The organism is Actinomycetota bacterium (assembly GCA_016700055.1).
Taxonomy (GTDB): domain Bacteria; phylum Actinomycetota; class Acidimicrobiia; order Acidimicrobiales; family Ilumatobacteraceae; genus Kalu-18.
This window is the reverse complement of record CP064997.1, coordinates 3,106,169-3,131,627: the sequence shown is the minus strand read 5'-3', so window position 1 is coordinate 3,131,627 and position 25,459 is coordinate 3,106,169. Positions and strand designations below refer to the sequence as shown.

Here is a 25,459-nt window from a genome sequence, read left to right as displayed (position 1 = left end):
CGCCGGCCCGAGTTGTCAGAATGCATGCCGGATGCAGGTCTTCGAGACACCGGGGTCGATGCGCGAGTGGTCAGATGGCCGCCGCAGATCGGGTGACAGGGTGGCGTTCGTGCCGACGATGGGTGCGCTGCACGCCGGCCACCGCCACCTGATCGAGACCGCGCATGGCCACGGCGACGTCGTCGTCGTCTCGGTCTTCGTGAACCGCCTGCAGTTCAACGTCGGCGCCGACTTCGACGCCTACCCGCGTCCGCTGGACGCCGACCTCGACGCCTGCCGCGCCGCCGGCGTCCATGCCGTATACGCGCCGACGGCTGCGGCGATGTACCCACCCGGGTTCCAGACCCATGTCGAGCCCGGCCCCCTGGCCGAGGCGCTGGAGGGAGCCGGCCGGCCGGGTCACTTCCGCGGCGTGACCACGGTGGTGACCAAGCTGTTCAACGCCGTGCGACCCCACGTCGCGCTGTTCGGGCAGAAGGACTTCCAGCAGCTCGTCGTCATCGAGCGGATGGTCCGTGATCTCGACCTGGGGATCGAGATCGTCGCGGTCCCGACGGTGCGTGAGGCCGACGGCCTGGCCCTCTCCAGCCGCAACGCGCGCCTCGACGCCGCGGCGCGTGCTGCCGCCGTGTGCGTGCCCCGCTCGCTCGACGCGCTGCAGGCGGCGTTCGACAGCGGTGAGCGGCGAGCCGACAGGCTGGAAGCCGCCGCGGCCGCGGTCGTCGGCGCCGAGCCGCTCGCGCGCCTCGAGTACGTGAGCGTCGCCGATGTCGAGACGCTGCAGCCGGTGTCCCAGGTCGAGCGGGCGTCGGTGGCCGCCACCGCGGTGTGGTTCGGCGAGGTCCGCCTGATCGACAACCTGCTGCTGGATCCCTGACCGTGGAAGGCTCCGCAGCGCTGTCGTTCTGGCACGACAGCGCTGCTCCCCCGGGCCCTCGTCGCGGCGCGCTGCCCGGCGACCGCGAGGCAGACGTGGTGATCGTCGGCGCCGGCTACACCGGTCTGTGGACCGCGCACTCGCTGCTCCGGCTGGATCCGAGCCTGCGCGTGATCGTGCTCGAGCGCGAGGTCGCGGGCTTCGGGGCGAGCGGCCGCAACGGCGGCTGGTGTTCGGCGATCATGCCGACGAGCCTCGACGCTTTCGCCCGGAGCCACGGCCGCGACGCGGCGATGCGGATGCAGCGGGCGATGATCGACGCGGTCGACGAGGTCGGCCGCAGCGCAGCCGCCGAGGGCATCGACTGCCACTTCGCGAAGGGGGGCTGGGTGCAGCTCGCCCGCAACCCACCCCAGGCCGAGCGCGCTCGGGCCACCGTCGCCGAGCTTGAGCGGTTCGGGTTCGGTGCCGACGACATGCGCTGGCTGGAGCGAGCAGACGCGCAGGCGCACGTCGGCGCAGCCGGTGTGCTCGGCGCCTCCTTCACCCCGCACTGCGCCGCCCTGCACCCGGCTCGCCTGGCCCACGGGCTCGCCGCCGCGGTCGAGGCACGGGGCGCGACCATCCACGAAGGCACGGCGGTGGAGAGGATCGAATCCGGTCGCGTGCAGACCGCGCACGGCTCGGTGCGCGCGGAAGTCGTCGTACGGGCGACGGAGGGCTACACCCCCGGCATCCACGGCCACCGCCGTGACCTCATCCCGATCTACTCGTTGATCGTCGCGACCGCTCCTCTCGACGCCGGGGCGTGGGAGGCGATCGGCCTGCGCCGGCGCGAGGTGTTCAACGACGCCCGCTGGCAGGTGATCTACGGCCAGCGCAGCGCCGACGACAGGCTGGTCTTCGGCGGCCGCGGGGCTCCGTACCACTACGCCTCGGCGGTGAAGCCCGCATTCGACCGCGACGACCGGGTGCGGCGACTGCTCGCCGGCACCATCGCCACGCTCTTCCCCACGCTCGACGGTGTCGAGCTCAGCCATCACTGGGGTGGTCCGCTCGGCGTGCCCCGCGATTGGCACGCCTCGGTGTGCTTCGACCCGGCAACCGGGCTGGCTGCCGCCGGCGGGTACGTGGGCGACGGCGTGTCTACCGCCAACCTCGCCGGCCGCACCCTCGCCGACTTGATCCTCCGCAGGTCGAGCGAGCTCACGACTCTCCCCTGGGTCGGGCACCGCTCGCCGCGCTGGGAGCCCGAACCGCTGCGCTGGCTGGCGGTCAACGCTGCGGTCGGTCTGGCGCGAGGCATCGACCGTCACGAGGCGCGCACCGCCCGCCCGGCGCGTCTGCGCTCCGCCGTCCTCCGCCGCCTCACCGCCCACTGAGCGCCGCAAACCCGCTCCCCCCACGCGTTCTCGGTCGGATCTGTGACACATAGCGCGACTCATCCGACCGAGAACGCGGGGTTGTCAAGACATCTTGAGAAATCCGGGAGGGATCTTGAGAAGACCTGGAAACCAACCGATGACACCACCACGTTCCGCAGGGGCCCTGGCCGGGCGGCGGGCGCAGCGGACGGAGAGGTGTGCAGATGCGACAGCGGAGAAGGGGCGCCGAGCGTGCGCTTGCGGCGTTGCTCGGCGCGCTCGGCGTGGTCGGTGTGCTCGCCGTCGGCACGCCCGTCTCTGCCGAGACGCTCCCCCCGGCGATACCGCCGGCGGCCAAGTGGCTGGACGTCGTCAACTACTACCGGGCGATGGCCAACCTCCCTCCGGTCGGCGAGAACCCGACCTGGTCGAGCGCGGCCGCCAAGCACGCGTGCTACATGCTGCTGAACGACATCACCCACGACGAGATCCCGGGCCGCCCTGGATACACACCAGAGGGCGACGACGCCGGCGCAAAGAGCAACGTCGCCGTGAGCTCGGTGTACGGCGAGGCGGACCGTAGGCACGTCGAGCTGTGGATGACCGGACCGTTCCACGCCATCGGCATCCTGCGCCACAACCTGCGCTCGGTCGGCTTCGGCCGCTGCGACAACCAAGACACCCCCCGCTGGCGCTCGGGAGCCGCGCTGAACGTGATCAGCGGCGTCGACTGGAACGCGCCGCGACCGGGCCAGCCGATCCTGTGGCCGGGCAATGGCACCAGCACGAGCCTCTACCGCTTCGTCACGGAGAGCCCCGACCCGATGGGGATGTGCGGATGGAGCGGCGCGGCCGGACTGCCCGTGATCGCCATGCTTCCCGAAGCGACCGGCAGCGTCAGTGCCTCGATGAGCGGGCCGAGTGGTGCGCTGCAGATCTGCACGCTGCACGGCGGCAATGTGGCCGACGGCACCGCGCGCTCGATCCTGCAAGGCGACAACGCTGTCGTCGTCATGCCGCGGGAACCCCTGGCCAACGGCAGGCACACGGTGACCATCACCACCTCGTCACGCACGGTCACCTGGTCATTCATCGTCGATCCCAACGTCGCCAAGGGCATCAACGCCCCGACGGCACCCCCGCCGGCGACCTCGACGATGGGTGGCCCCGCCGACTTCTCCGTCGTGGAGCCGTTCCGGTTGGTCGACTCCCGCCAGGGCCAGGGCACCACACGCCTGCGGGCGAACGTCCCTGCGCGGCTCGCCGTGGCCGGCCGCGGCGGTGTGCCGCGCGGCGCGACGGCGGTGGCCGCGAACTTCACCGCCGCGTCCGCGTCGAGCGGCGGGTATCTGAGCGTCTACCCGTGCACGGCCCAGCCACCGAACGTGAGCACCGTCAACTTCGGGCCCGGCGAAGCTGTGCCCAACTTCGCGATCGTGCCGCTCAGCAGCTCGGGCGAGCTGTGCGTCGTGTCGAGCACCGCGGTCGAGCTGATCGTCGACGTCAGCGGCTTCGCCGGTCCGGGTGCGAACGGCGGGCTGACCGCGCGTTCACCGGTGCGCCTGTTCGACAGCCGCAGCCGCGTCGGCCTGACGGCCGGCAAGCTCCAGCCGGGCCGCGTGGTGGAGATCGACGTCGTGAACGCCGGTATCGGCGTACCGCGCAATGCGAAGGCGGTGTCGATCAACCTCACCGGTCTCGACGCGTCGGGCAGCGGCTTCGTGACGGCGTTCCCCTGCGGCACGGTGCCGAACATCTCCAACCTGAACCTCGGCATGTTCATGGTGCGAGCGAACCATGCGATCGTCCCCCTCAGCCCCCGCGGCACGATCTGTCTCTCCTCCAGCGTCGCGATGAACCTGATCGGTGACGTCACGGGATGGATCGACGACGGTGGGCTCTCCTTCACCCCGCTCACGCCGACGCGCATGGTCGACACTCGCAACAAGACCCAACCCGCGGTGAACGCAGGCACGAACGGATGGCCGGTCAGCACCGGTCAGGTACTGCGGATCCCCCTCGGCGGCATCCGCGGCGTGCCCACGGACGCGAAGGCGGTTTCGGTGAACATCACCTCGACAGGCCCGTGGGCCAACGGTTACGTGACGGCGTGGCCCTGCTCGTCGGGGCGGCCCGACGCGTCGGTGCTGAACCCCCTCGTCGGGCGCGACGTGGCCAACGGCGGCCAGCTGAGCATCGCCGCCGGCGGGCAGCTCTGCCTCTACACCTCGACCCCCACCCACCTGATCGTCGACATCAACGGGGTCTGGCGCTGACGCAGCTCACCGGTCTCACCGCGCTCATCGGGCTCACCGGCTGAGCTCGGGGTCGTGCTGCACCGCGCGTAGGCGCACGGTGAACACCGAGTCGCCCGAGACGATCCCACTTCGCGCGAATAGCCGCCCGTGCTGCCAGTTCGACAGGCCGAGCTCTGGCCGGCCGAGCGCGTACTGCCCGTCGACCCAGCGCGTGAAGCCGTCACCGACGAAGGGAGCCTCGACCGTGCTCCAGAACCGCGCCTGTTCGGCGTCGTCGGTGCTCACCAGCGAGGCGACGAAGCGCGGGCTGTAGCGGTTGCACAGCTCGGTCGCGGCATCGACGCCGTCGACCACGACGAGCGTCACCTCGGGAGTTCCCTCCCACTCCCACTCCGTCGCCAGCTCGGCCTCGCCGACGACGTCCGCGTGAGGCTCCTCGACCGGGCCCTCCGCGCGGTGGACGGTCACCACCCGCGCGAAGCGCTCCGCGGGGACGTGGTGCTCGGATCCAACGACGACGTGCAACCGTCCGGTAGAGCCCCGGCGCTCGCCGGCCTCGTCGAGCGCGGCGAGGAACACCGGCACCAGCTCGGGCGCTCGGGCCACCGGTATGCAGCAGACGTTCAGCGAGTTGCACACCTTGCGGTCGAGCGAATGCACGACGGCAGCCCTGAACCGAGCGGCATCGGCCTGCGCGCCCGCCACCAGCCAGGCGCCGCCCGTGCCGTGCAGGCTCACCGGGACGCCTGCCTGCCTGGCGACGGCTCCGAGCTGGGCCACGGCGGGTCCGCTCCCGCGCGCCACGGCGAGGCCGAGCCTGCGGTCGGAGAACAGCGCCCACCCGGCGCTGCGCGCCGCGGCGTCGACAAGCACCACGGCACCCGCGGGGAGCCCCGCCGCGGCCAAGGCCGGTGCGAGCGCGTGCTCCATGATCGCCCGGGCTGTTCCGAGGGCGTCACTGCCGATGCGAAACACGACGGTGTTGCCGCTGCGCAGCAGGCCGGTCGCGTCGGCGAACACGTTCGGGCGCCCCTCGAAGACGAACCCGACGACGCCGAGCGCGCTGCGCCGTGCCTCCACCCTCCAGCCGGCGTGGTCGACCGACTCGTCGAGCGTCCCCCGGCCGTCGGGCAAATCACGCCACATGTGCAACGCGTCGATCATCCCCGACCGCATCGACGCGCTGAGCACGAGCCTCGTGGTCGACCGTCCTCGTGCGGCGGCCTCGGCGACGTCGACCGCGTTCGCCGCCGCGATCGGGGCGAACGACGCTTCGGCGGCGAGCAGAGCGGCGAAGTGGTCGAAGCACGCGCTCACCTGGGCCGCCGAGACGTCGGCCATCGCGCCGAAGGCATCAAGGGCGCGCCCGACCGCGTCGGCGGCCAGCTGCTGTTCCCGCGCCGGTACGTGCAGCAGGTCGCCGGTCTCCTGCACCACCACCAGGTGATCACCGGGTTCGAACGCGGCGGCGAGTTCGGCGGGGACGAGAGCCACACGGTCGCCGCCGAACGGGATCGGCTGACCCGGCGCCAGCCGTTCGAGACGTGCCGGGGGGTGGTGTCCAGGTGGAGTGCCCATCGCCGTCCCAGTCTGGCGGCAGCCGCGTACCCTGGGCCACCGTGGACGACCGCTTCTACTTCCGCCAGCTGCTGTCCGGACGCGACTTCGCGGTCGGAGACCCGATCGCCGCCCAGATGGTCAACTTCGTCTACCTGATCGGTGACCGGGCGACCAGTCGTTGCCTGGTCGTCGATCCCGCCTACGCCGTCGACGAACTGGTCGGCATCGCCGGTGCGGACGGCATGCAGATCGAGGGAGTGCTCGCCACGCACTACCACCCGGACCACATCGGCGGTTCGATGATGGGCTTCACGATCGAGGGGGTGTCCCGCCTGCTCGAAGTCGCGAACGTGAAGGTGCACGTGCAAGACGACGAGGCGCCGTGGGTGCTGCGCACGACGGGTCTCTCCGAGACCGACCTGGTCCGCCACGCGCCCGGCGACGTCGTGTCCGTCGGCGCGCTCGAGGTCCACCTCGTGCACACGCCGGGGCACACGCCCGGCTCACAGTGCTTCTTCGTCGACGGGCGCCTGGTGTCCGGTGACACGTTGTTCCTCGACGGGTGCGGGCGCACCGACCTGCCCGGCAGCGATCCGGCACAGATGTACGACAGCCTCCAGCGCCTGGCGTCCATGCCCGACGACACGATCGTGTTCCCCGGCCACCGCTACTCGGTGCCCTCGAGCGGCACGATGTCTGCGGTCAAGGAGGCGAACTACGTCTACAAGCCGGCCACCCGGGAGGCGTGGATGCAGTGGTTCGGTGGCGCCGGTTAGTACCTCCCGGAGGGCACTAGGTGTCGATCACGAGGGACAGCGCGAGGCCGACGATCGCCACGTGGTAGGTGACCATGATCGCCGCCCCCATCCACCGCGACCTCCCGACGAACTTGCGCCAGCCGAGGATCGTGTCCGACGCGACGAAGGCGGCCGCGCCGACCGTCGCGGCGACGTTGCCGGTGGCCCACGCCACGACCGCCATCGCCGAGATGACGACGAGGTAGGCCCTCACGGGTAACCGCAAACCGGGATCCGTTCGATTCGCCGCGGCCACGATGCGCCACCCGAAGCGGGCATGGACCGGCACCAGCAGCGCAACGGCGACCAGAGCCAGCCACGGCTGCTCCAGGTCGAGCAGCACGAGCATCGGTACGAACGCGAGGTGCCCGAGCAAGAAGGCGCCGAGGCCGGCGAGAAAGCTGTTGACGGCCGGCAGCAGGGCCACGTCGCCGGCGAGGCACAGCACCAGCGCCACGACCCCGCAGGCCACCGCCGCGCCCGATGCGCCGGACGTGGCCGCGATCGCGATGGCCAGCACGGTGACGACGGGCTTGGTCCAGCGCTCGAGGGCGTCGTCGTCGGTCCAGCGCGACCACCAGTTGGCGGCGGCGACGGGCACGAGTGCCGCAAGGAGCCAGACGGTGGTCATCTAGGCGACCGCGGCCACGATCGCGCCGAGGGCGGCGACGGACAACAGCACCAGGACGAGGCCACGAAACCGCTCACCGTCGACGTGGCCGCGCAGCGAGATGCCGAGGCCGAGCCCGGCGAGCAGAGCAGGGATCGACAAGGCGACGGCGCGCAGGGTCTCTGCCTCGACCTCGCCGGCGATCGCGAACGCGCTCAGGCTGACGACCCCGCTGACCGCGAAGACGGTGTTGATCGTCGGTCGGAACACATGTGGCGACAAGTGCCGGGCCTGGAGCGCGAACACGAGTGGCGGCCCGTTGGTCGAGAGCGAGGTCGACAGCGCGCCGCTGATCGCCCCTGCGGTCCAGTCGAGCCGCGGTCCGGCGTGTCGCAGGTCGATGCGCCGCGCGAGCAGCACGACGACCACCAGCACGCAGACGCCGAGCAGCAGGCGCAGCACCCGCTCGTTCACCTGGGTGAAGACGAGCAGTCCGAAGGGCATCCCCGCGAAGGCGGCCAAGGTCATCCGCTTGGCGAGGACTCGTTCTGTGTCGCGGCGCCCGTTCCAGGCCTGGGCAGCGCTCGTGACGAGGCCGAGAGCTGTCGTCACGACGACGGCGAGGTGCGTGTCGAGCGCGGTGGACATGAGCGGCACCGCGAGCAGCGCGAACCCGAACCCGGCCACCATCTGGGTCGTCGCCGCGACGAGGACGGCCGCCAGGAGCACGGTGATCTCACCGGCCGACATGGCCGCCCGTCACCGGCTTCATCCGGTGAGCGCCCCGAGCGCGGCCGCGAACACCTCGGTGTGCCGGTCGACGTCGGCGGCAACGTGGTGGGGGGAGAAGAGCGCCATGTTGTGGAACGGGGTCAGCAGCACTCCCCTGTTCAGGGCCCACAGGTGCATGAACGCGTCGAGCTCGGCGTCGATCGCCGCGGCGGCTTCGGCGCCGTTGCGCGGCGGCGGGCAGAACCAGTACTCGGCCCGGCAGCCGAGCTGTTGCACGTGCCACGGCAGGCCGGCCGCTTCGTAGGCCTGGCGTACGCCGTCGGTCCATGCTTTGGCCAGGGGGATCATCACCGCGAAGTCCTGTGCCCGCAGCGTGGTCGACAACGTGGCCCGGATCGCCGCGAGCGCGAGTGCGTTCCCGGTGAGCGTGCCACCTACCCCCGAGACGTCTACGTCGTGGCCGTGCAGCACAGGGCCGAGCTGCTCGGCCACCGCCGCGCTCATCCCGTAGGCGGCGGCCGGCACGCCGCCCGCGATCGGCTTGCCGACCACGAACATGTCCGGCTCCAGCCCCCATGCCGCCGTCGCGCCGCCCGGCCCGGTGCAGATGGTGTGGGTCTCGTCGATGACGAGCAGCACCCCGTGGCGCCGGGTGAGCTCACGCACCCCCTCCAGGTAGCCGGGGGAAGGCAGCACGATGCCGATGTTGGTCAGCGCGGGCTCCATCAGCAGGCACGCCACGTCGCCGTGGGCGAGCGCGGCGTCGAGCGCGTCGAGGTCGTTGAACGGCACCGCCCGGGTGGTCAGCGCGGGGTGCACCTGGGGCCCGATCGCCCCCGGACGGGGCTGCACCTCGCCTTCGGCGTCGAGCACGACGAGCGTCTCGTCGACGGTGCCGTGGTAGCACCAGTCGACGACGCAGATCTTCGGCCGCCCGGTCAGGTGACGCGCGAAGCGCAGCACGAAGCGGTTCGCGTCGGTGGCGGTCATCGCCAGCTGCCACGAGGGCAGACCGAAGCGCCGGGCCAGCTCGTCGGCCACCCACACCGCGTCGGCGGAGGGCAGCATCGTCGTGATCCCGCGCCTTGCCTGCGCGCCGACTGCGTCCGCGACCTGCGGCAGCGCGTGTCCGGTCATCGCCCCCGTGTCGCCGAGGCACAGGTCGACGTACTCGTGGCCGTCGACGTCGCGGAACCGGGCGCCGGAGGCCTCGGCGAAGAACACCGGATGGGCGCCGGGCCAGCGCGTCATCCACGGCATCGGCACGCCCCCCAGCAGGTGACGCCGCGCGGCCGCGGCCAGCTCGGCCGACCGCGGGTGGCGATCCGCGAACAGCGCCTCTTCGTCCGCGTGTAGCTCGCCGAGCCGCACCCGGTCGATCGTCGGGGACCGCTCCGGCACGACCGGCCACGCTACACCTGGGTAGGGGCGAGGCCCCTGGCCCGGCCCGGTGCCGGCGGTTCGTACACTTCGCCGTCATGGTTGCGCCTGCCGGACACCTCGCCGTCGACGGCCGCCGGCTGATCGAGCGGCTCGACGCACTGGCCGAGATCGGAGCCATCGAGGGCGGGGGCTGCTGCCGCTTGGCGCTGACCGAGGCCGATCGCGCGGGACGCGACCTCGTCGTCGCGTGGATGGAGGAGCTGGGTCTCCAGGTAGGCATCGACGCCATCGGCAACGTCGTCGGCACCTGGGCCACCGGTAGCGGCGCACCGGTGATGGTCGGCTCGCACATCGACACCGTCGCCACCGGCGGGCGCTTCGACGGCAACCTCGGCGTGCTCGCCGGCCTCGAGGTGGTCGAAACGCTGATGCGTGCAGGCGTACGACCCGTCCGGCCGGTCGCGGTCGCGTTCTTCACCGACGAAGAGGGAGCCCGCTTCGCTCCCGACATGCTCGGCTCGCTCGTGTACGCCGGGGGGATGGCGCTCGAGACGGCGCTCGATGTCGTCGGCGTCGACGGCGCTCGTCTCGGCGACGAGCTGGAGCGGATCGGCTATGCCGGATCGCTTCCCTGCCCCGGGCCGGCTCCGTACGCGTACGTCGAGCTGCACATCGAGCAAGGCCCCCTGCTCGAGGCCGAGGGGGTGCAGATCGGAGCGGTCACCGGGGTGCAGGGCATCTCGTGGGTCGAACTGACCATCGTCGGGCAGAGCAACCACGCCGGCACGACCCCGATCGCGCTGCGCCACGACCCCGGCTACGTCGCCGCCGAGGTGGCGGTGTTCGCCCGCCGCCTCGCGGTGGAGCTCGGCGGTCACCAGGTGTGCACCGTCGGCGCGCTCACCTTGCATCCCAACCTGGTCAACGTCGTGGCGGCGAAGGCGACGATGACCATCGACATGCGCAACACCGACGACACCGAACTGCTCCGCGCCGAAGCGGAGATGCGCGCCTTCGTCGACGCGGTCGCCGCGCAAGAGGGCGTCGAGGTTTCCACGCGCCAGCTCGCCCGCTTCGAACCCGTCGAGTTCGACGAACGGATGGTGAAGCTGGTCGAACGCACCGCGCGGGCCCAGGGCCGCACCGTGCGCCGGATGCCGTCGGGGGCGGGCCACGACGCGCAGATGCTCGCCCGCTGCTGCCCGGCGGCGATGGTGTTCGTGCCGTCGGCGAAGGGGATCAGCCACAATCCGGCCGAGCACACCTCGCCGGACGACCTGCAGGCCGGGGCGAACGTGCTGCTCGACGTCGTGGCGCACCTGGCGACAGAGGGGCTGGCGTGAACCCGCCCAGTCCGCGCGTGGTCACCGTCGGGGCCGCACAGCTCGGGCCGATCCAGCTCGACGACAGCCGTGCCGACGTCGTCGAGCGCCTGGTGGCACTGGTCCGCCAGGGCCACGCCCACGGCTGCGATCTGGTCGTCTACCCCGAGCTCGCGCTGACCACGTTCTTCCCCCGCTGGTTCGTCGACGATCTCGGCACCGCCGACCACTGGTACGAGACCTCGATGCCCAACGACGACGTGCAGCCGCTGTTCGACGAGGCGGCGCGCCTTCGCGTCGGGTTCTGCCTCGGATACGCCGAGCTGACCGAGCCGGATGCCGCGGGCGAACGGCATCGCTACAACACCCAGGTGCTCGTCGAGCGCGATGGCAGCGTCGTCGCGCACTACCGCAAGGTGCACATCCCCGGTCACGACCACCACGAGCCCGAGCGACCGTTCCAGCACGCGGAGCGCCACTACTTCGAGCCGGGTCCGGCCGAGCCCGGGGTGTGGGACGCGTTCGGCGCCCGGGTGGGGATGATGATCTGCAACGACCGGCGCTGGCCGGAGACATACCGGGTGATGGGGCTCCAGGGGGTGGAGCTGATCCTGTGCGGCTACAACACCCCGATCCACTACGTGCCCGATCCGAGCCAGGACGTCCTGCAAGGGTTCCACAACGCTCTCGTGATGCAGGCCGGGGCGTACCAGAACGGCACCTGGGTGGTCGGCGTGGCGAAGGCAGGGGTGGAAGAGGGCGTCGACTCGCTCGCGCAGAGCTGCATCGTCGCCCCGAGCGGCCAGATCGTGGCCCAGGCGTACACCACCGGAGACGAGCTCGTCGTCGCGCGCTGCGACCTCGATTGGTGCCTGCGCTACACCGGCACCCTGTTCGACTTCGACCGCTACCGGCGCCCAGAGCTGTACGGGCGGATCTCCGCCCCCCGTGACGGGGCGACGTAACGCGGCGAACAAGGGGTGAGAGGCTGGAGGCGAAGTCCCTTGCAGGAGGCCCAGTGTCCGAGATTCCCCCCACCACGCCGACCCCGACCGTCGCGCCCCAACTGGACGCGCCTTCAGCAGTCACCCTCGGCTCGGCGGTGCTGCCGCGTCGCCACCGGCGCGGCTGGCTGCTCGGCGCCCTCGCCCTCGCCGTGGTGCTCGCGGTCGTCGCCGCCGCGGCGCTGATCGGACGGGGCAAGGCCGACACGCCGAAGTACTCCTTGGCCGCTGCCGTCGACCAGGGTGCGCCCGACGAGGGCGCGACCGCCTACACGACGACGATCACGGTACCGATGCTCGGCGAGCTGGCGATCTCGGGAGTGCAGGACCACGACAGCGGGCGCATGTCGCTGGATCTCGACCTCGGGGACTTGACGGGTACCGGGGTGATCCACGTGATCCTCGACCCGGCGTCGGAGCACGTGTTCGTCGGCGCAGGGGCGTTGGCCGGGCTCCCGTTCGTCGATGCCGAGTGGCTCTCCACCGACCTCGGCACTCTGGCCGACGACCTCGGCGTTCAGCTCGAGAGCTTGACGAGGATCGTCGGCGGCGACAGCCGCGGCCCGATCGGCTGGCTCGATCCGGCGGAGGCGACCGTCGTCGGCGACGAGGAGCTCGACGGAGCGCAGACACGTCGGTACACCTCGGGGGTCTCCACCGAGGATCTGCTCGGCACCGACTCGCTCGCCTTCCTCCCCGGGTTCGACCAGCTCGCGCCCGAGATCAGCGTCGACGTGTGGGTGGATCAGGACAACCGCGTCCGCCAGGTGGTCCATTCGCTCGAGGTCGCCGGGGAGGCGGTCGATCTGGTCACCACGATGGAACCGCTCGACGACGCCGCCGAGATCGTGCTGCCCGCCGGCGACGAGGTGATCGACCTCACCGAAGTGCCCCTGATCGGCAGCCTGCTCACCTGATCGGCCAGCATCGCCCGACGGTTCGAGGATCACCGGGCGTGATCGGCCACTCACTTTGACAGAATGTCAAACGTGAGCCCGACAGCGCCTCCCCCTCCGGCCGGTTCCACCGTCGCGCTCACCGTCAACGGACGCAACGTCGCCGTCCGCGCCGACCATCCCCATCTCCTCGCCGCGCTGCGCGAAGAGCTGCACCTCACCGCGGCCAAGGACGGCTGTTCGCCGTCGGGGCAGTGCGGGTGCTGCACCGTGCTGATCGACGGCAGGGCCGTGGTGAGCTGCCAACAGCCGCTCGCCAAGGTCGCCGGACGCCAGGTGACCACGTTGGAGGGGTTCGACCCCGAAGAGCGGGCCCGCTTCGCCCAGGCCTTCGCCGCGTCGGGCGGACTCCAGTGCGGCTTCTGCATCCCCGGCATCGTCGTGCGCGCCAAGGCGCAGATCGACAAGAAGGGGGCGACGCTCACCCGTGACGACCTCGCCCGCCACCTCGGAGCCCATCTGTGCCGCTGCACCGGCTACGTGAAGGTGCTCGACGCGATCGAGGCGGTGGCGCGTGGCGTCGAGGCCGTGCCGCTGCCGATCGGGGGCATCGGCACCCGATCCGCGAAGTACGAGGCCGAGGCGCTGGCCCTCGGCGACCGCGGCTACGTCGACGACCTGCGCGTGCCGGGGATGCTCCACGCCGCGCTCCACCTCAGCGCCCACACCCGCGCCGACGTGGTCGGCATCGACACCGCCGCGGCGGCGCGCGCACCGGGCGTGGTGCGTGTGCTGACCGCGGCCGACGTGCCGGGCGAACTGCGGGTCGGCCTGATCCACAAGGACTGGCCCGTGATGATCCCGATCGGCGGGCGCACGAGCTACGCCGGCGACGTGCTCGCCGTGGTCGTGGCCGAGACCCACCAGCAGGCACGCGACGCCGCGGCACTCGTCGAGGTGAGCTACGTCCCGCTCACCCCGATCACCGACGTCGAGTCCGCCATCGAAGATCCCGAGCCGGCGGTGTGGGGCACCGATTCCAACGTGCTCGGCATCAGCGAGTACCGCCGCGGCGACGCCGACGCGGCCCTCGCCGCCAGTGCTCACGTGGTGCACGAGGTGTTCCACACCCAGCGGGTGGAGCACGCCTTCTTGGAGCCCGAGAGCACGCTCGCCGTCCCCGGCGAATCCCCCGTCGGGCCGACCCTGCACGTCTACTCCGGTGGCCAAGGCATCTGGGACGACCGCGACGACATCGCGCGGGTGCTCGGAGTACCGCCGGGACGGATCACGGTCGAGCTGGTGTCCAACGGCGGCGCGTTCGGCGGCAAGGAGGACATGAGCAACCAGGCCCACGCCGCTCTCGCCGCCTGGCATCTGCGGCGTCCGGTGAAGTGCACGCTGTCGAGGGGCGAGAGCTTGCTCATGCACGCGAAGCGCCACCCGATCCGCATCGAGAGCTGGGCGGGTTGCGACGCGGACGGCAGGCTGACCGCGCTCAAGGTGCGCGCCATCGGTGACTCCGGCGCGTACGCGAGCGTGGGGATGAAGGTGCTCGAGCGCATGGCCGGGCACGCGAGCGGGCCGTACGCGTTCGACGCGGTCGACGTGCAGTCGATCGCCGTGCGCACGAACAACCCGGTGTGCGGGGCGTTTCGCGGCTTCGGCGCCAACCAGGCGCAGTTCGCGATGGAGGGCTGCATCGACCGCCTCGCCGAGCGCGTCGGGCTCTCCGGGTGGGAGATGCGCGCCCGCAACGTGATCGACCCTGGAGTGGTGTGGGGCCCCGGCCAGGTGATGGACGACGGCTGCCGCGGCGCCCGGTTGTGCCTCGACGCCTTGCGCCCCCACTTCGACGCCGCGGTGGCCGCGGGCAAGGCCGTCGGGTTGGGTCTCGGGATGAAGAACAGCGGCCTCGGCAACGGGTTCGTCGAGGTGACGCGCGCCTGCATCCGCTTCCGGGCCGACTCCACTGTCGAGGTGCGCCACGGCTGGACGGAGATGGGCCAGGGGGTGAGCACGGTCGCCGCGCAAGTGGCCGTCGAGGAGCTCGGCCTCGACCCGGAGCGGATCGAGGTGATCGTCGACACCACCCGCCAGCTCGGCTTCGGACAGACCACCGGCTCGCGCGGCACGCTGATGGGTGCCGGCGCGGTGAAGGCCGCGTGCGACGCCGCACGGGCAGGGGGCTGCCAGGTGGGCGTCGACTACGTAGGTGAGTACCGCGTCGACTGGACACAGAAGCTCGGCGAGGCGGAGCACCCCGTGATCCACTCCACGTTCGGCTACGCGGCGCAGCTCGTCGTGATCGACCGTGGTACCGGAGAGATCGAGCGGGTCGTCGCCGCCCACGACGTCGGCCGGGCTGTCAACCCGATGCTGTGCGAGGGCCAGATCGAGGGCAGCGTGCACATGGGCCTCGGCTACGCGCTCACCGAGGACTTCCCCGCCGACGAAGCCACCGGCTTTCCCATCCCGACGACCCTGCGCGCTCTCGGCATCCTCCGCGCGAAGGACGTCCCGCCGATCGAGGTCATCCTCGTCGAGAGCCCACAACCCGATTCGCCCTACGGGATCAAGGGCGTCGGCGAGATCGGTCTCGTGCCGACGAGCGGCGCAGTCGCGGCGGCCCTGCACGACCTCGACGGTCAGTGGCGCACGGTGCTGCCGATGCGCCGGACGCGCAGCGACGACGCGAACGAGACGGATTGAGCGTGGGCGCGACGACCCCAGGCCTGGTGTGCGCCCATCACCATCTCTACTCCACGCTCGCGCGGGGGATGCCCGCGCCGCCGCAGCAGCCGACTGAGTTCGTCTCGATCCTCGAACAGGTGTGGTGGCGCCTCGACGCGGCGCTCGATCTCGAGATGCTGCGCTGGTCCGCGATGCTCGGCGCCACAGAGGCGCTGCTCTCCGGCACGACGGCGATCGTCGACCACCACGAGAGCCCGAACGCCATCGAGGGGAGCCTGTCGGTGATCGCCGAGGCGTGCGCCGAGGTGGGCGTACGGGTCGTCTGCGCATACGGCGTCACCGACCGCCACGGCCCCGACGGGGCCCGACGCGGGCTGGAGGAGAACAGGCGCTTCCTCCGCGAGGGCGGCCGGGGGATGGTCGGCGTCCACGCCGCGTTCACGTGCTCGGACGCCACGCTCGAGGCCGCCGCGGGGCTGGCCACCGACATGGGAGTAGGGGTGCACCTGCACGTCGCCGAAGGGCCCGTCGACTCCGCTGCCGGTGCTCGCCTCGCATCGCTGGCCGGCGACGACTGGCTGCTCGTGCACTGCGTCCACCTCGACCGCGACCTGCCGGGCACGATCGCACACAACCCGCGCAGCAACATGAACAACGCGGTCGGGTACGCGCGCCCAGCGCGGCGACCGAACCGCGTCGTGCTCGGCACCGACGGCATCGGTGCCGACATGCTGGAAGAGATGCGCCTCGCGTACGTAGCGCATCGCGCGGACGACGTGCTCGCCTCGCCACAGGTTGCATGGGACTGGCTCTTCGCGGGTCACGAGCTGGTGCCCGAGGCCCGTCTCGACGTCGTCACCTGGAACTACGACCACGCCGATTCTCCCTGGCACGTGGCCTTCACCCCCGGCATCCGTGCCCTCGAGGTGATCGCCGCGAACGGTGAGGTGCTGCTGCGCGACGGGCGTCCCACGCGCGTAGACCTCGACGAGGTTCGCGCGAAGGCCGCCGAGCAGGCCCGCCGGCTGCACTCCCTACTGTGATTACGCTTCCGCCGATGGCCTTCCCCGTCGCGCTGTACCTGCAGGACGCCCACCCCGTCCGCGACGCGATGGGCTTCGCCGTCTACGCCGAGTCGAAGGGGTTCCATTCGGTGTGGCAGGCCGAGAGCCGCCTGGTTCGCGAGGCCACGGTGCCGATGGCCGCCATCGTGAGCGTCACCGAGCGGATCAAGGTCGGGTCCGGGGTCGTCGACTGCTGGACGCGCAACCCGGCGCGCCTCGCGGCGACGTTCTCCACGCTCGACGACCTCGCCCCCGGCCGGGTGATCCTCGGCATCGGGGCGTGGTGGGACCCGCTCGCGGCGAAGGTCGGCATCACCCGCGCGAAGCCGCTCTCGATGATGCGTGAGGTCGTCACCACCGTCAGGGCGCTGCTCAACAACGAGACGGTCACGTTCCACGGCGAGCACGTGCACCTCGACGGTGTCGAGCTCGACTACGTCTACCAGGAGCGCCGGGCGAAGGACGTCCCGATCTACATCGGCGCCACCGGGATGAAGATGATGGAGCTGGCCGGCGAGATCGCCGACGGTGTCGTGCTCAACTACCTCGTCTCCGCGGACTACAACGACCGCGCGATGGAGGCTCTCGCGACAGGGGCCGAACGCGCCGGCAGGAGCGTCGACTCGCTCGCCAGGCCCCAGCTCGTCGTCTGCAGCGTGCACGAGGACCGCCAGGTCGCCCTCGACATGGCGCGCTTGATGGTCACCCAGTATCTCGGCCAGCAGCCGCACATCATGAAGGCATCCGGTGTGCCGCAGTCGCTGCTCGACGCAGTCGGCGAGGTGCTCACCTGGCCGGCCACCCACGAGCAGGTGGAGCAGGCGTCCAAGCTCGTGCCTGACGAGATCGTGCAGAAGCTGACCGCCAGCGGCACCGCGGCCGAGGCGCGAGACAAGGTCGCCCACTACGTGCGCCACGGCTGCACCTGCCCGATCCTCTACCCGCTCGGCGACGTGCACGCGATGATCGACGCGTTCGCCGGCTGGGACGGCACCGGTTCCTGACGTGCCGGTCGCCACGCCAGCCTCGCTCGACGAGGCCCTGCGCCTGCTCGCCGAGCGACCGGAGGCGACCGTGCTCGCCGGCGGCACCGACGTGATGGTCGAGCTCAACATGGGCCACCGGCGCGTGGACGACGTGATCGCCTTGCGACGCGTCGCCGAGCTGCAGCAGTGGTCGCACGACTCCGCCAGGCGCATGGTGACGATCGGCGCCGGCGTGCCGTACGCGGACATGGAGCACGGCGAGCTGGCGCGCCTCGTGCCCGCGCTGGCCGAGGCCGCCCGCACCGTCGGCTCGCCCCAGATCCGCGCGGCAGGCACCCTCGGCGGCAACCTCGGCACCTGCTCCCCCGCCGGCGATTCGCTGCCGGTGCTCGCCGCGCTCGACGCAACCGTGCACCTGCGCAGTGCCGGGCGCGCCCGCGACCTGTCCGTCCACGAGTTCATGGTCGGCGTCAAGCAGAACGCGCTGCTGAGCGGAGAGCTGGTCAGCGCCGTGTCGGTCCCGGTGACCGACGGCTGGCAGGGCTTCGCGAAGGTCGGTACGCGCAACGCGATGGTGATCGCGATGGTCTCCGCGTGCCTGGTGCACGACCGAGCCGGCGGCACGGTCCGCCTCGCGCTCGGTGCGGTCGGGCCGACCGTGCTGCGCTGCCGAGATGCCGAAGCCTGGCTGGCGACCGAGCACGATCTGCGCGAGACCACGTCGATCGACGACGCGACGGTGACCGAGTTCGCCCGCCGCGCGGTGGCGCAAGCGCGCCCGATCGACGACCACCGCTCCACCGCCGCCTACCGCCGCCACGCCGCCGGCGTGCTCGCCGCGCGCCTGATCCGCAGGGCACTGCCGGCATGAGCCCGGACAACCAGGCGTACCGCCTGCGGGTGAACGGCGAGATCCACGACGTCCACGATGCCTGGCTTGGCGAGAGCCTGCTCTACGTGCTGCGTGAGCGTCTCGGCCTGCCGGGAGCGAAGGGAGCATGTGAGCAGGGCGAGTGCGGGAGCTGCACGGTGATCCTCGACGGCCGGGCGGTTTGCTCGTGCCTCGTCCTCGCCGCGTCGGCCGTGGGCGCCGAGATCACGACGGTCGAGGGTCTCGCCCCGCGAGGTGAACCCACCGACGTGCAGCGAGCGTTCGTCTCCGAAGGCGCGGTGCAATGCGGGTTCTGCACGCCCGGGCTGGTCGTCGCCGTTCACCACCTGCTCGACGAGAAACCCGCGCCGACCGAGATCGAGATCCGCGAGGCGTTGAGCGGCAACATCTGCCGTTGCACCGGTTACGGCCGCATCGTCGCCGCCGTTCAGGCGGCCGCCGCCGCGCGCCAGGAGGCCGCCGATGGCTGACCTCGTCGACGTCTCCCGGACGAGTGCCCGCCAGGGCACCCTCGGTACCAGCGCGTTGCGTCCTGATGCGGGCGCGAAGGCCGAGGGGCGCTTCGCGTTCTCCTCCGACGCGTGGGCCGAGCACATGCTGTGGGGGGCCACGCTGCGCAGCCCGCACCCGTACGCCCGCGTGCGCGCGATCGACGTCACCGGAGCGTGGGCCATCGCCGGGGTCGAGGCGGTGCTTACCGCCGAGGACGTGCCCGGCCAGCTCACCTACGGCCTGCTCCAGCAGGATCAGCCGGTGTTCGCCCCGGTCGGCGATCACGTCCGCTACGTCGGCCAGCCGGTGGCCGCGGTCGCCGCCGACCACCCCGAGACATGCCGGCGGGCGCTCGCCGCGATCCGCGTCGACTACGAGGTGCTCGCCCCGCACACCGACCCGATGCGCTCCCTCGAGGCCAGCACTCCGGCGATCCACCCGAACGGAAACGTGTTCCGGCACCAGCGCATCGTCTGCGGCGACCCGAGCGTCGAGGCAGAGGTGCAGGTCGAGGGGACGTACCGGCTCGGCATGCAGGACCAGGCCTTTCTGGGCTTGGAGGCCGCACTCGCGGTGCCCGACCCCGGTGGCCGGGGGGTGGAGCTCTACATCGCCACGCAGTGGCTCCACGAGGACCGCAAGCAGATCGCCGCCTGCCTCGACCTGCCCGCCGACAGGGTGCGTCTCGTGCTCGGCGGCGTCGGCGGTGCGTTCGGTGCCCGCGAGGACATCAGCCTCCAGGTGCACACCTGCCTGCTCGCGCTGCGCACCTCGCGCCCGGTCAAGCTGCAGTACGGCCGGGAGGAGAGCTTCGTCGGCCACGTCCACCGGCATCCGGCAACGGTGTGGATGCGCCACCACGCGACGGCTGCCGGCGAGATCGTGAAGATCGAGGCCCGCTTCGTGCTCGACGGCGGTGCGTATTGCAGCACCTCGCCGGCCGTGCTCATCAACGCCGTCACCCACGCCCAGGGCCCGTACCGCTGCCCGAACGCAGTCGTCGACGGCTGGGCGGTGCGCACCAACCACCCGCCGACGGGTGCGATGCGCGGCTTCGGCGTGGTGCAGGCGTGCTTCGCCCACGAGAGCCAGATGGAAAAGCTCGCCGACGCGTGTGGGCTCTCCCCGGTCGAGGTGCGGCTGCGCAACGCGATGCAGACCGGCGACCGCCTGATCACCGGCCAGGTCGTCGAGAGCGTGGCGCCGGTCGCGCGCTGCATCCGCGAGGCCGACGCCGTCCCTCTCCCGGAACCGTCGGCCGCGACATCTGGTGGTCCCGGTGCCGTCGACCCCGCCCTGCTGCCTGGTGGCACCGGCCGCGCGGCCGACGCGGCACGGGTCCGGCGCGGCGTCGGCTGGGGTGTGGCGATCAAGAACCTGATGTACAGCGAGGGCTTCGACGACTTCGCCACCGCCCGCTGCCGGCTGGCCGATGGTGTGGCGACGGTCAAGTCCGCCGCGGTCGAGGTCGGCCAGGGCTTCGTGGTTCTCGCCCAGCAGATCGCGCGCTCCGTTCTCGGCGTCGACGAAGTCGTGCTCGACGTGGTCGACACCCAGATCGGCAGCGCCGGCTCGACCAGCGCCAGCCGCCAGACCTGGATGGGCGGCGGCGCGATCGACGCCGCCTGCCGAGAGGTGCGCGAGCAGTTGTTCGAGCGCGTCGGCGCACAGCACGGCGTCGACCCACTGCGCCTCAGCATCGACGGCACCGACGTCGTCGACACCACCGGCGAGCTGCGCATTCCGGTGGCCGAGGCCACGGCGGGGATCGAGCTCGTCGCCACGATCGAGTTCCGTCACCGCCCCACCGAAGAGCTCGACGAGGACGGGCAGGGCAACTGCCACGTCGCCTTCGCCTTCGCCGCCCACCGTGCCGTCGTCGACGTCGACGTCGACCTCGGCCTGGTGAAGGTGGTGCAGATCGCCGCCGCGCACGACGTCGGACGAGCCCTCAACCCTCTGAGCGTGCTCGGCCAGATCGAGGGCGGCATCGCCCAGGGCCTCGGACTCGCGTTGATGGAGGAGATGGTGCTCGACGACGGGATGGTGAAGAACGCGAGCTTCACCGACTACCTGCTGCCGACGTTCCTCGACACCCCCGAAGTCTCGATGGTGCTCGTCGAGGAGCCCGACCCGCAGGCCCCACTCGGCGCCAAGGGGGTGGGCGAACCGCCGTGCATCGCGGTCACCGCCGCCATCGCCAACGCGGTCCGCGCCGCCGTCGGCCGCGACCTGGAGCGTGTCCCCATCCGTCCTCAGGACATCTGCCTCTGACGACCGGCGTCGTCGCCGCGTACTGTTGACGGCGACGACAGGGGGTCCGACCATGACGACAGAAGACCTGGAAAACCTCGGCTTCTCGCCGTTCGACTGCGACAACCACTACTACGAGGCCGTCGACGCGTTCACCCGGCACCTCGACCCCAACCTCGGTCCTCGCTGCGTGCAGTGGTGCGAAATCGACAAGCGCCGCTACCTGGTGGTCGGCGGCGTCGTGAGCAGGGCGGTCACCAACCCGACGTTCGACCCCGTGGCGCCCGCAGGCGCGATGCACGAGTACTTCCGCGGTAACCCGAGCGGCAGGCAGCCGTGGGAGTACCTCGCCGAGCGCGAGCCGATCCGGCCCGAGTATCGCGACAGGGACGCGCGGCTGGCGGCGATGGATGCGCAAGGGCTGCAGGCGGTGTGGCTGTTCCCCACCCTCGGCATGCTCTACGAGGAGTTGTTGAAGCACGACCCCGACGCCGTCTGCCTCACTTACACCGCCTTCAACCGCTGGCTGGTCGAGGACTGGGGCTTCGACCACGACGGACGCATCTTCGCCGGTCCCTACCTGACGCTCGCCGACGTGCAATGGGCGGTCGACGAGTTGGAGTGGGCGCTGTGCGAGGGTGCCCGCGTCATCGTGATGCGCGCGGCGGCGCCCACCACGGCAACCGGGCAGAGGTCGCCGTTCGACCCGATGTTCGATCCCTTCTGGGCCCGGGTGAACGAGGCCGGCATCACCGTCGTGATCCACGCCGGTGACAGCGGCTACTCCTCGAACGGCTACGCCAACGACGCGTTCTCGGCGCAGTTCTCCGGCGGCCGCTGGAAGCCGAGCATCAAGAGCTTCGGCATCGAGCGCGCGGCCCACGACTTCGTCATCACCTCGGTGTTCGAGAAGCTGTTCGACCGCTTCCCCAACCTGCGCATGGCGAGCATCGAGAACGGCTCGGAGTTCCTGCCCGACCTGCGGGCCAAGCTCACCTCGACCGCCAAGAAGATGCCCGGATACTTCGCCGACGACCCGGTGGAGACACTGCGGCGACACTGGTGGATCAATCCCTTCTGGGAGGACGACGTCTACCAGGTGGCGGCGGTGATGGGCACCGATCGGGTGCTGTTCGGCTCCGACTGGCCACACATCGAGGGCATGCCGGCACCCCTCGACTACGTGACCGAGCTGAAGGCCTTCGACCCCGCCGACCGCAAGCGGATCCTGCTCGACAACGTCACCGAGCTCAACACGCTGCGACCCGTCTGAGCATGGCTCCACCGGTGGTCGTGGTGGCACTCGGCGGCAACGCGCTGCTGCGCCGCGGCGAGGAGCCAGAGCCGAGGCGTGAGCTGGTGAGGGCGCGCGCCGCGGCCGCGGCCCTTGCCCCGCTGGCGGCCAGCTCACGACTCGTCCTCACCCACGGCAACGGACCCCACGTCGGCCTTCTGGCGGCGCTCCAGCAGGACGTGCCCCTCGACATCCTCGGCGCGCAGACCGAGGGCGCAATCGGCCACGAGCTGACGCTCGCGCTGCGCGACGCCGTCCCCGGGCGCGACGTCGCCACGCTCGTCACCCAGACCCTGGTCGACCCCGCCGATGCTGCCTTCGCCACACCGACGAAGCCGATCGGGCCGGTACTCGACGAAGCCACGGCGCGGCGCCTGCACGCCGAGCTCGGATGGCACGTCGCTCCCGACGGCGCCGGATGGCGCCGCGTGGTCGCGTCGCCGGTGCCGCTGGCGGTGCTGGAGTGCCCGGTGGTGAGGCTTCTCGTCGACGCCGGGGTGGTCGTCGTCTGTGCCGGCGGCGGAGGCGTACCGGTGGCGATCGACGTCGACGGCCACCACGGCGTCGAAGCCGTGGTCGACAAGGACCTCGCCTCCGCCCGCTTGGCGATCGACATCGGCGCCGAGGCGTTGATCCTGCTCACCGACGTCGACGCCGTCTACGTCGACTTCGGAACCAACGATGCCCGCGCTGTGCCCACGCTCGATCGGTGTACGGCCGACGAGCTCGGTTTGGCCTCGGGATCGATGGCGCCGAAGGTGGAGGCGGCGCTGCAGTTCGCCGAGGCGACCGGTGGCTTCGCGGCTATCGGTGCGCTCGACCAGGCGGCCGACGTCGTCGCCGGGCGAGCCGGCACGCGCTGCATCGCCGGCAGCGACCACCACCCCGACAGTGCAGGAGAGTGCTGATGCCCCGGATACTGATCCTTGGTGCGGGAGGCCGCGACTTCCACGACTTCATGACCGTGTTCCGCGACGACCCCGACGTTCATGTGGTCGCGTTCACCGCCGCCCAGATCCCCGGCATCGACGACCGGCGCTTCCCGGCCGAGATGGCCGGCCCGCGCTACCCGGAGGGGATCCCGATCAGGCCGGAGGAGGAGCTGGAGCAGCTCGTCTCCGACCACGCAGTCGACGAGGTCGTGCTCTCGTACTCCGACCTCTCCTACGCCTCCGTGATGCACCTCGCCGCCCGCGTGCAGGCCGCGGGAGCGGGGTTCAGGTTGCTCGACCCCGACCTGACGATGCTGCGCTCCGACAAGCCGGTGATCGCCGTGTGCGCGACGCGCACCGGCACCGGCAAGAGCCAGACGAGTCGGCGCATCGGCGAGCTGCTCCGCGCCGCCGGGTTGCGGGTCGCGCTCGTGCGCCACCCGATGCCCTACGGCAACCTGCTGGCGATGCGCGTGCAGCGCTTCGAGACGCTGGCGGACATCGACGCCAGCGATCCGACGATCGAAGAGCGCGAGGAGTACGAGGAGCCGGTGCGGCGCGGCCTGCTCGTGTTCGCAGGTGTCGACTACGCGGCGATCCTCGCCGCCGCCGAGGCCGAGGCCGACGTCGTGCTGTGGGACGGCGGCAACAACGACTTGCCTTTCTTCCGCCCGGACCTCTGGATCACCGTCGACGACGCGCTGCGCGCCGGGCACGGGCTGGCGTACCACCCCGGCGAGGTGAACCTGCGCCGGGCTCAGGTGATCGTGGTGTCGAAGGTGGACAGCGCCACGCCCGACCAGACCGCGGCCGCGATCGCCGCGGTGCGCTCGGTGAACCCCGCGGCCACGCTCGTCGCCGCTGCCTCGGAGGTGACCCTGGAGGACGGGCCGGCGCTCGCCGGAGCGAGAGTGCTCGTGGTCGAGGACGGGCCGACGCTCACCCACGGCGGGATGGCCTTCGGCGCCGGCACCGTCGCCGCGCGTGCCCATGGTGCGGTCGACCTCGTCGACCCCCGCCCCCACCTCGTCGGTGCACTTGCCGAGACGTACGCGAAGTATCCGCACCTCGGGGTGGCCTTGCCGGCGATGGGCTACGGAGCTGGGCAGCTCGCCGACCTGGCGGCCACGATCGACGCCTGCCGTCCCGACGTCGTCGTCACCGGCACCCCGATCGACCTGCGCCGTGTGCTGCACGTGGCCGCACCCGTTCGCCACGCCCGCTATGAGCTGGCCGAGGTGGGCCGTCCCGACATGACCGAAATCCTCACCCCGTGGATCGACCGCTGGCGCTGAGGGCTAGGCGGCGAACACCTCGGTGATGCCCGCGAGCGACAACGTCGCCGCGGCGCGACGAAGCTGATCGGCATCCATCTCTGGGAGAACCGCGGCCACCGCGCGCGTTCCGCCCTGGCGGAACGGGACCACCCGCACCGGGACCCCAGGGGCAGCCTGGTGCAGCCAGTCCGCGGTGCGCAGTAGCTGGGCGTCGTCGTCGTTGACGCCGGGCACGAGCAGCAGGCGCACCTCGTACAACTGACCGCGGGCGGCGAGGAGCGGGATCGTGTTGAGCACCCGTTCGTTTCCCCGCCCGGTGAGGAACTGGTGCACGTCGGGATCGAACGCCTTCAGGTCCACCATCGCCTGGTCCATCCACGGCCCGAGCGCGTCCCACACGTGCTCGGCAGCATCGCCGTTGGTGTCGACGAAGCAGCTGAGGTGCGCCAGCTCGGCGTCGCTCTTGACACCGCGCAGCAGCTCGGCGACGAACGGCCACTGGCACGTCGCCTCGCCGCCGGAGACGGTGATGCCCGAGACCGTCGGGGCGGCGACGCGGATCTCGCCGAGCAGCTCATCAACGTCGATCCAGCGGGAGTCGGCCAGAACGCGACGGGGAATCGTCTCTGGGTTGTGGCACACCAGGCAGTTAAAGGTGCAGCCCTGCAGCAGCACCACAAAGCGGTCCCCAGGCCCGTCGACGCGTGAGCACTCGATGGTGTCGACGATCAAGCCCCGCCGCGCCCCCGTGGCGTTCAGCTCCATGGCGAAA

General features: G+C 71.4%; 20 protein-coding genes and 1 pseudogene. 16 read left to right on the top strand and 5 right to left on the bottom strand.

Features of this window, described 5'->3' with window-relative positions; genetic code table 11:
• Positions 1-31 precede the first annotated feature (31 nt).
• The 3 genes from IPM43_15110 (at position 32) to IPM43_15100 (ending at position 4,517) form a co-directional block, all read left to right on the top strand.
• On the top strand, positions 32-877 hold the full coding sequence (locus IPM43_15110; protein ID QQS24692.1) for a pantoate--beta-alanine ligase: 846 nt from the start codon (positions 32-34) through the stop codon (positions 875-877).
• A gap of 20 nt (positions 878-897) precedes the next feature.
• Positions 898-2,259 (top strand): FAD-dependent oxidoreductase, encoded by a 1,362-nt coding sequence (locus IPM43_15105; GenBank protein ID QQS26490.1) that lies wholly within the window; start codon positions 898-900, stop codon positions 2,257-2,259.
• Positions 2,260-2,465: 206 nt separating this feature from the next.
• Positions 2,466-4,517 carry a CAP domain-containing protein gene (locus tag IPM43_15100; protein QQS24691.1) on the top strand — a complete coding sequence of 684 codons (2,052 nt, stop codon included), beginning with the start codon at positions 2,466-2,468 and terminating at the stop codon, positions 4,515-4,517.
• 33 nt (positions 4,518-4,550) lie between these two features.
• On the opposite strand, the gene IPM43_15095 is transcribed toward IPM43_15100, so the two are convergent.
• Positions 4,551-6,077, bottom strand: a complete 1,527-nt coding sequence (locus IPM43_15095; GenBank protein QQS24690.1) for an aldehyde dehydrogenase family protein — start codon at positions 6,075-6,077, stop codon at positions 4,551-4,553.
• A gap of 41 nt (positions 6,078-6,118) precedes the next feature.
• Between IPM43_15095 and IPM43_15090 the strand changes: the two genes are divergently transcribed.
• Positions 6,119-6,835 (top strand): MBL fold metallo-hydrolase, encoded by a 717-nt coding sequence (locus IPM43_15090; protein QQS24689.1) that lies wholly within the window; start codon positions 6,119-6,121, stop codon positions 6,833-6,835.
• A 16-nt stretch (positions 6,836-6,851) separates the two neighbouring features.
• Here the strand turns inward: IPM43_15090 and IPM43_15085 are convergent, their stop codons facing one another.
• The 3 genes from IPM43_15085 to IPM43_15075 are packed head-to-tail and all read right to left on the bottom strand — an operon-like array spanning position 6,852 to position 9,578.
• Positions 6,852-7,487, bottom strand: coding sequence for a lysoplasmalogenase (locus IPM43_15085; GenBank protein ID QQS24688.1), 636 nt, complete (start codon positions 7,485-7,487; stop codon positions 6,852-6,854).
• Positions 7,488-8,216 carry a sulfite exporter TauE/SafE family protein gene (locus tag IPM43_15080; protein QQS24687.1) on the bottom strand — a complete coding sequence of 243 codons (729 nt, stop codon included), beginning with the start codon at positions 8,214-8,216 and terminating at the stop codon, positions 7,488-7,490.
• An 18-nt stretch (positions 8,217-8,234) separates the two neighbouring features.
• Entirely contained in the window at positions 8,235-9,578 is a 1,344-nt protein-coding gene (locus IPM43_15075; GenBank protein ID QQS26489.1) for an aminotransferase class III-fold pyridoxal phosphate-dependent enzyme, read from the bottom strand.
• Positions 9,579-9,676: 98 nt separating this feature from the next.
• Between IPM43_15075 and IPM43_15070 the strand changes: the two genes are divergently transcribed.
• The 12 genes and pseudogenes from IPM43_15070 to IPM43_15015 all read left to right on the top strand — a co-directional run bounded on the left by IPM43_15070 (position 9,677) and on the right by IPM43_15015 (position 24,705).
• Positions 9,677-10,924 (top strand): Zn-dependent hydrolase, encoded by a 1,248-nt coding sequence (locus tag IPM43_15070; GenBank protein ID QQS24686.1) that lies wholly within the window; start codon positions 9,677-9,679, stop codon positions 10,922-10,924.
• The gene (locus tag IPM43_15065; protein QQS24685.1) at positions 10,921-11,868 is read left to right on the top strand and encodes an N-carbamoyl-D-amino-acid hydrolase; all 948 of its coding nucleotides are present in this window, start codon (positions 10,921-10,923) and stop codon (positions 11,866-11,868) included. The genes IPM43_15070 and IPM43_15065 overlap by 4 nt, the downstream gene beginning before the upstream one ends.
• Positions 11,869-11,921: 53 nt before the next feature.
• On the top strand, positions 11,922-12,824 hold the full coding sequence (locus tag IPM43_15060) for a hypothetical protein (protein ID QQS24684.1): 903 nt from the start codon (positions 11,922-11,924) through the stop codon (positions 12,822-12,824).
• A 63-nt stretch (positions 12,825-12,887) separates the two neighbouring features.
• Complete coding sequence (locus IPM43_15055) at positions 12,888-15,515, top strand: molybdopterin-dependent oxidoreductase (protein QQS24683.1); 2,628 nt, start codon at positions 12,888-12,890, stop codon at positions 15,513-15,515.
• 2 nt (positions 15,516-15,517) lie between these two features.
• Positions 15,518-16,540: an amidohydrolase family protein gene (locus IPM43_15050; protein QQS24682.1), complete on the top strand. Its 1,023-nt coding sequence runs from the start codon at positions 15,518-15,520 to the stop codon at positions 16,538-16,540.
• Between the two features lie 14 nt (positions 16,541-16,554).
• Positions 16,555-17,565 carry an LLM class flavin-dependent oxidoreductase gene (locus IPM43_15045; GenBank protein QQS24681.1) on the top strand — a complete coding sequence of 337 codons (1,011 nt, stop codon included), beginning with the start codon at positions 16,555-16,557 and terminating at the stop codon, positions 17,563-17,565.
• A gap of 16 nt (positions 17,566-17,581) precedes the next feature.
• Positions 17,582-18,418, top strand: a pseudogene (locus tag IPM43_15040) (FAD binding domain-containing protein).
• The gene (locus IPM43_15035) at positions 18,415-18,909 is read left to right on the top strand and encodes a (2Fe-2S)-binding protein (protein ID QQS24680.1); all 495 of its coding nucleotides are present in this window, start codon (positions 18,415-18,417) and stop codon (positions 18,907-18,909) included. The pseudogene IPM43_15040 and the gene IPM43_15035 overlap by 4 nt, the downstream one beginning before the upstream one ends.
• Positions 18,902-21,205, top strand: coding sequence for a xanthine dehydrogenase subunit D (gene pucD, locus IPM43_15030; GenBank protein ID QQS24679.1), 2,304 nt, complete (start codon positions 18,902-18,904; stop codon positions 21,203-21,205). Before IPM43_15035 ends, pucD begins: the two co-directional genes overlap by 8 nt.
• A 67-nt stretch (positions 21,206-21,272) precedes the next feature.
• Positions 21,273-22,457: an amidohydrolase family protein gene (locus IPM43_15025; protein ID QQS26488.1), complete on the top strand. Its 1,185-nt coding sequence runs from the start codon at positions 21,273-21,275 to the stop codon at positions 22,455-22,457.
• A 2-nt stretch (positions 22,458-22,459) separates the two neighbouring features.
• Entirely contained in the window at positions 22,460-23,386 is a 927-nt protein-coding gene (locus IPM43_15020; GenBank protein ID QQS24678.1) for a carbamate kinase, read from the top strand.
• Positions 23,386-24,705 carry a GTPase gene (locus tag IPM43_15015; GenBank protein QQS24677.1) on the top strand — a complete coding sequence of 440 codons (1,320 nt, stop codon included), beginning with the start codon at positions 23,386-23,388 and terminating at the stop codon, positions 24,703-24,705. Before IPM43_15020 ends, IPM43_15015 begins: the two co-directional genes overlap by 1 nt.
• A gap of 3 nt (positions 24,706-24,708) precedes the next feature.
• Here IPM43_15015 and IPM43_15010 read toward each other — a convergent pair whose 3' ends face one another.
• Positions 24,709-25,452: a radical SAM protein gene (locus IPM43_15010; GenBank protein QQS24676.1), complete on the bottom strand. Its 744-nt coding sequence runs from the start codon at positions 25,450-25,452 to the stop codon at positions 24,709-24,711.
• Positions 25,453-25,459 lie beyond the last annotated feature (7 nt).

Bases quoted from the DNA above. Each gene is read 5' to 3' on its own strand.
- IPM43_15110 (QQS24692.1), top strand. From the start codon at position 32: ATGCAGGTCTTCGAGACACCGGGGTCGATGCGCGAGTGGTCAGATGGC.
- IPM43_15095 (QQS24690.1), bottom strand. From the start codon at position 6,077: ATGGGCACTCCACCTGGACACCACCCCCCGGCACGTCTCGAACGGCTG.
- IPM43_15020 (QQS24678.1), top strand. From the start codon at position 22,460: ATGGCTCCACCGGTGGTCGTGGTGGCACTCGGCGGCAACGCGCTGCTG.
- IPM43_15080 (QQS24687.1), bottom strand. From the start codon at position 8,216: ATGTCGGCCGGTGAGATCACCGTGCTCCTGGCGGCCGTCCTCGTCGCG.
- IPM43_15100 (QQS24691.1), top strand. From the start codon at position 2,466: ATGCGACAGCGGAGAAGGGGCGCCGAGCGTGCGCTTGCGGCGTTGCTC.
- pucD (QQS24679.1), top strand. From the start codon at position 18,902: ATGGCTGACCTCGTCGACGTCTCCCGGACGAGTGCCCGCCAGGGCACC.
- IPM43_15035 (QQS24680.1), top strand. From the start codon at position 18,415: ATGAGCCCGGACAACCAGGCGTACCGCCTGCGGGTGAACGGCGAGATC.
- IPM43_15085 (QQS24688.1), bottom strand. From the start codon at position 7,487: ATGACCACCGTCTGGCTCCTTGCGGCACTCGTGCCCGTCGCCGCCGCC.
- IPM43_15010 (QQS24676.1), bottom strand. From the start codon at position 25,452: ATGGAGCTGAACGCCACGGGGGCGCGGCGGGGCTTGATCGTCGACACC.
- IPM43_15015 (QQS24677.1), top strand. From the start codon at position 23,386: ATGCCCCGGATACTGATCCTTGGTGCGGGAGGCCGCGACTTCCACGAC.
- IPM43_15070 (QQS24686.1), top strand. From the start codon at position 9,677: ATGGTTGCGCCTGCCGGACACCTCGCCGTCGACGGCCGCCGGCTGATC.
- IPM43_15045 (QQS24681.1), top strand. From the start codon at position 16,555: ATGGCCTTCCCCGTCGCGCTGTACCTGCAGGACGCCCACCCCGTCCGC.
- IPM43_15055 (QQS24683.1), top strand. From the start codon at position 12,888: ATGTCAAACGTGAGCCCGACAGCGCCTCCCCCTCCGGCCGGTTCCACC.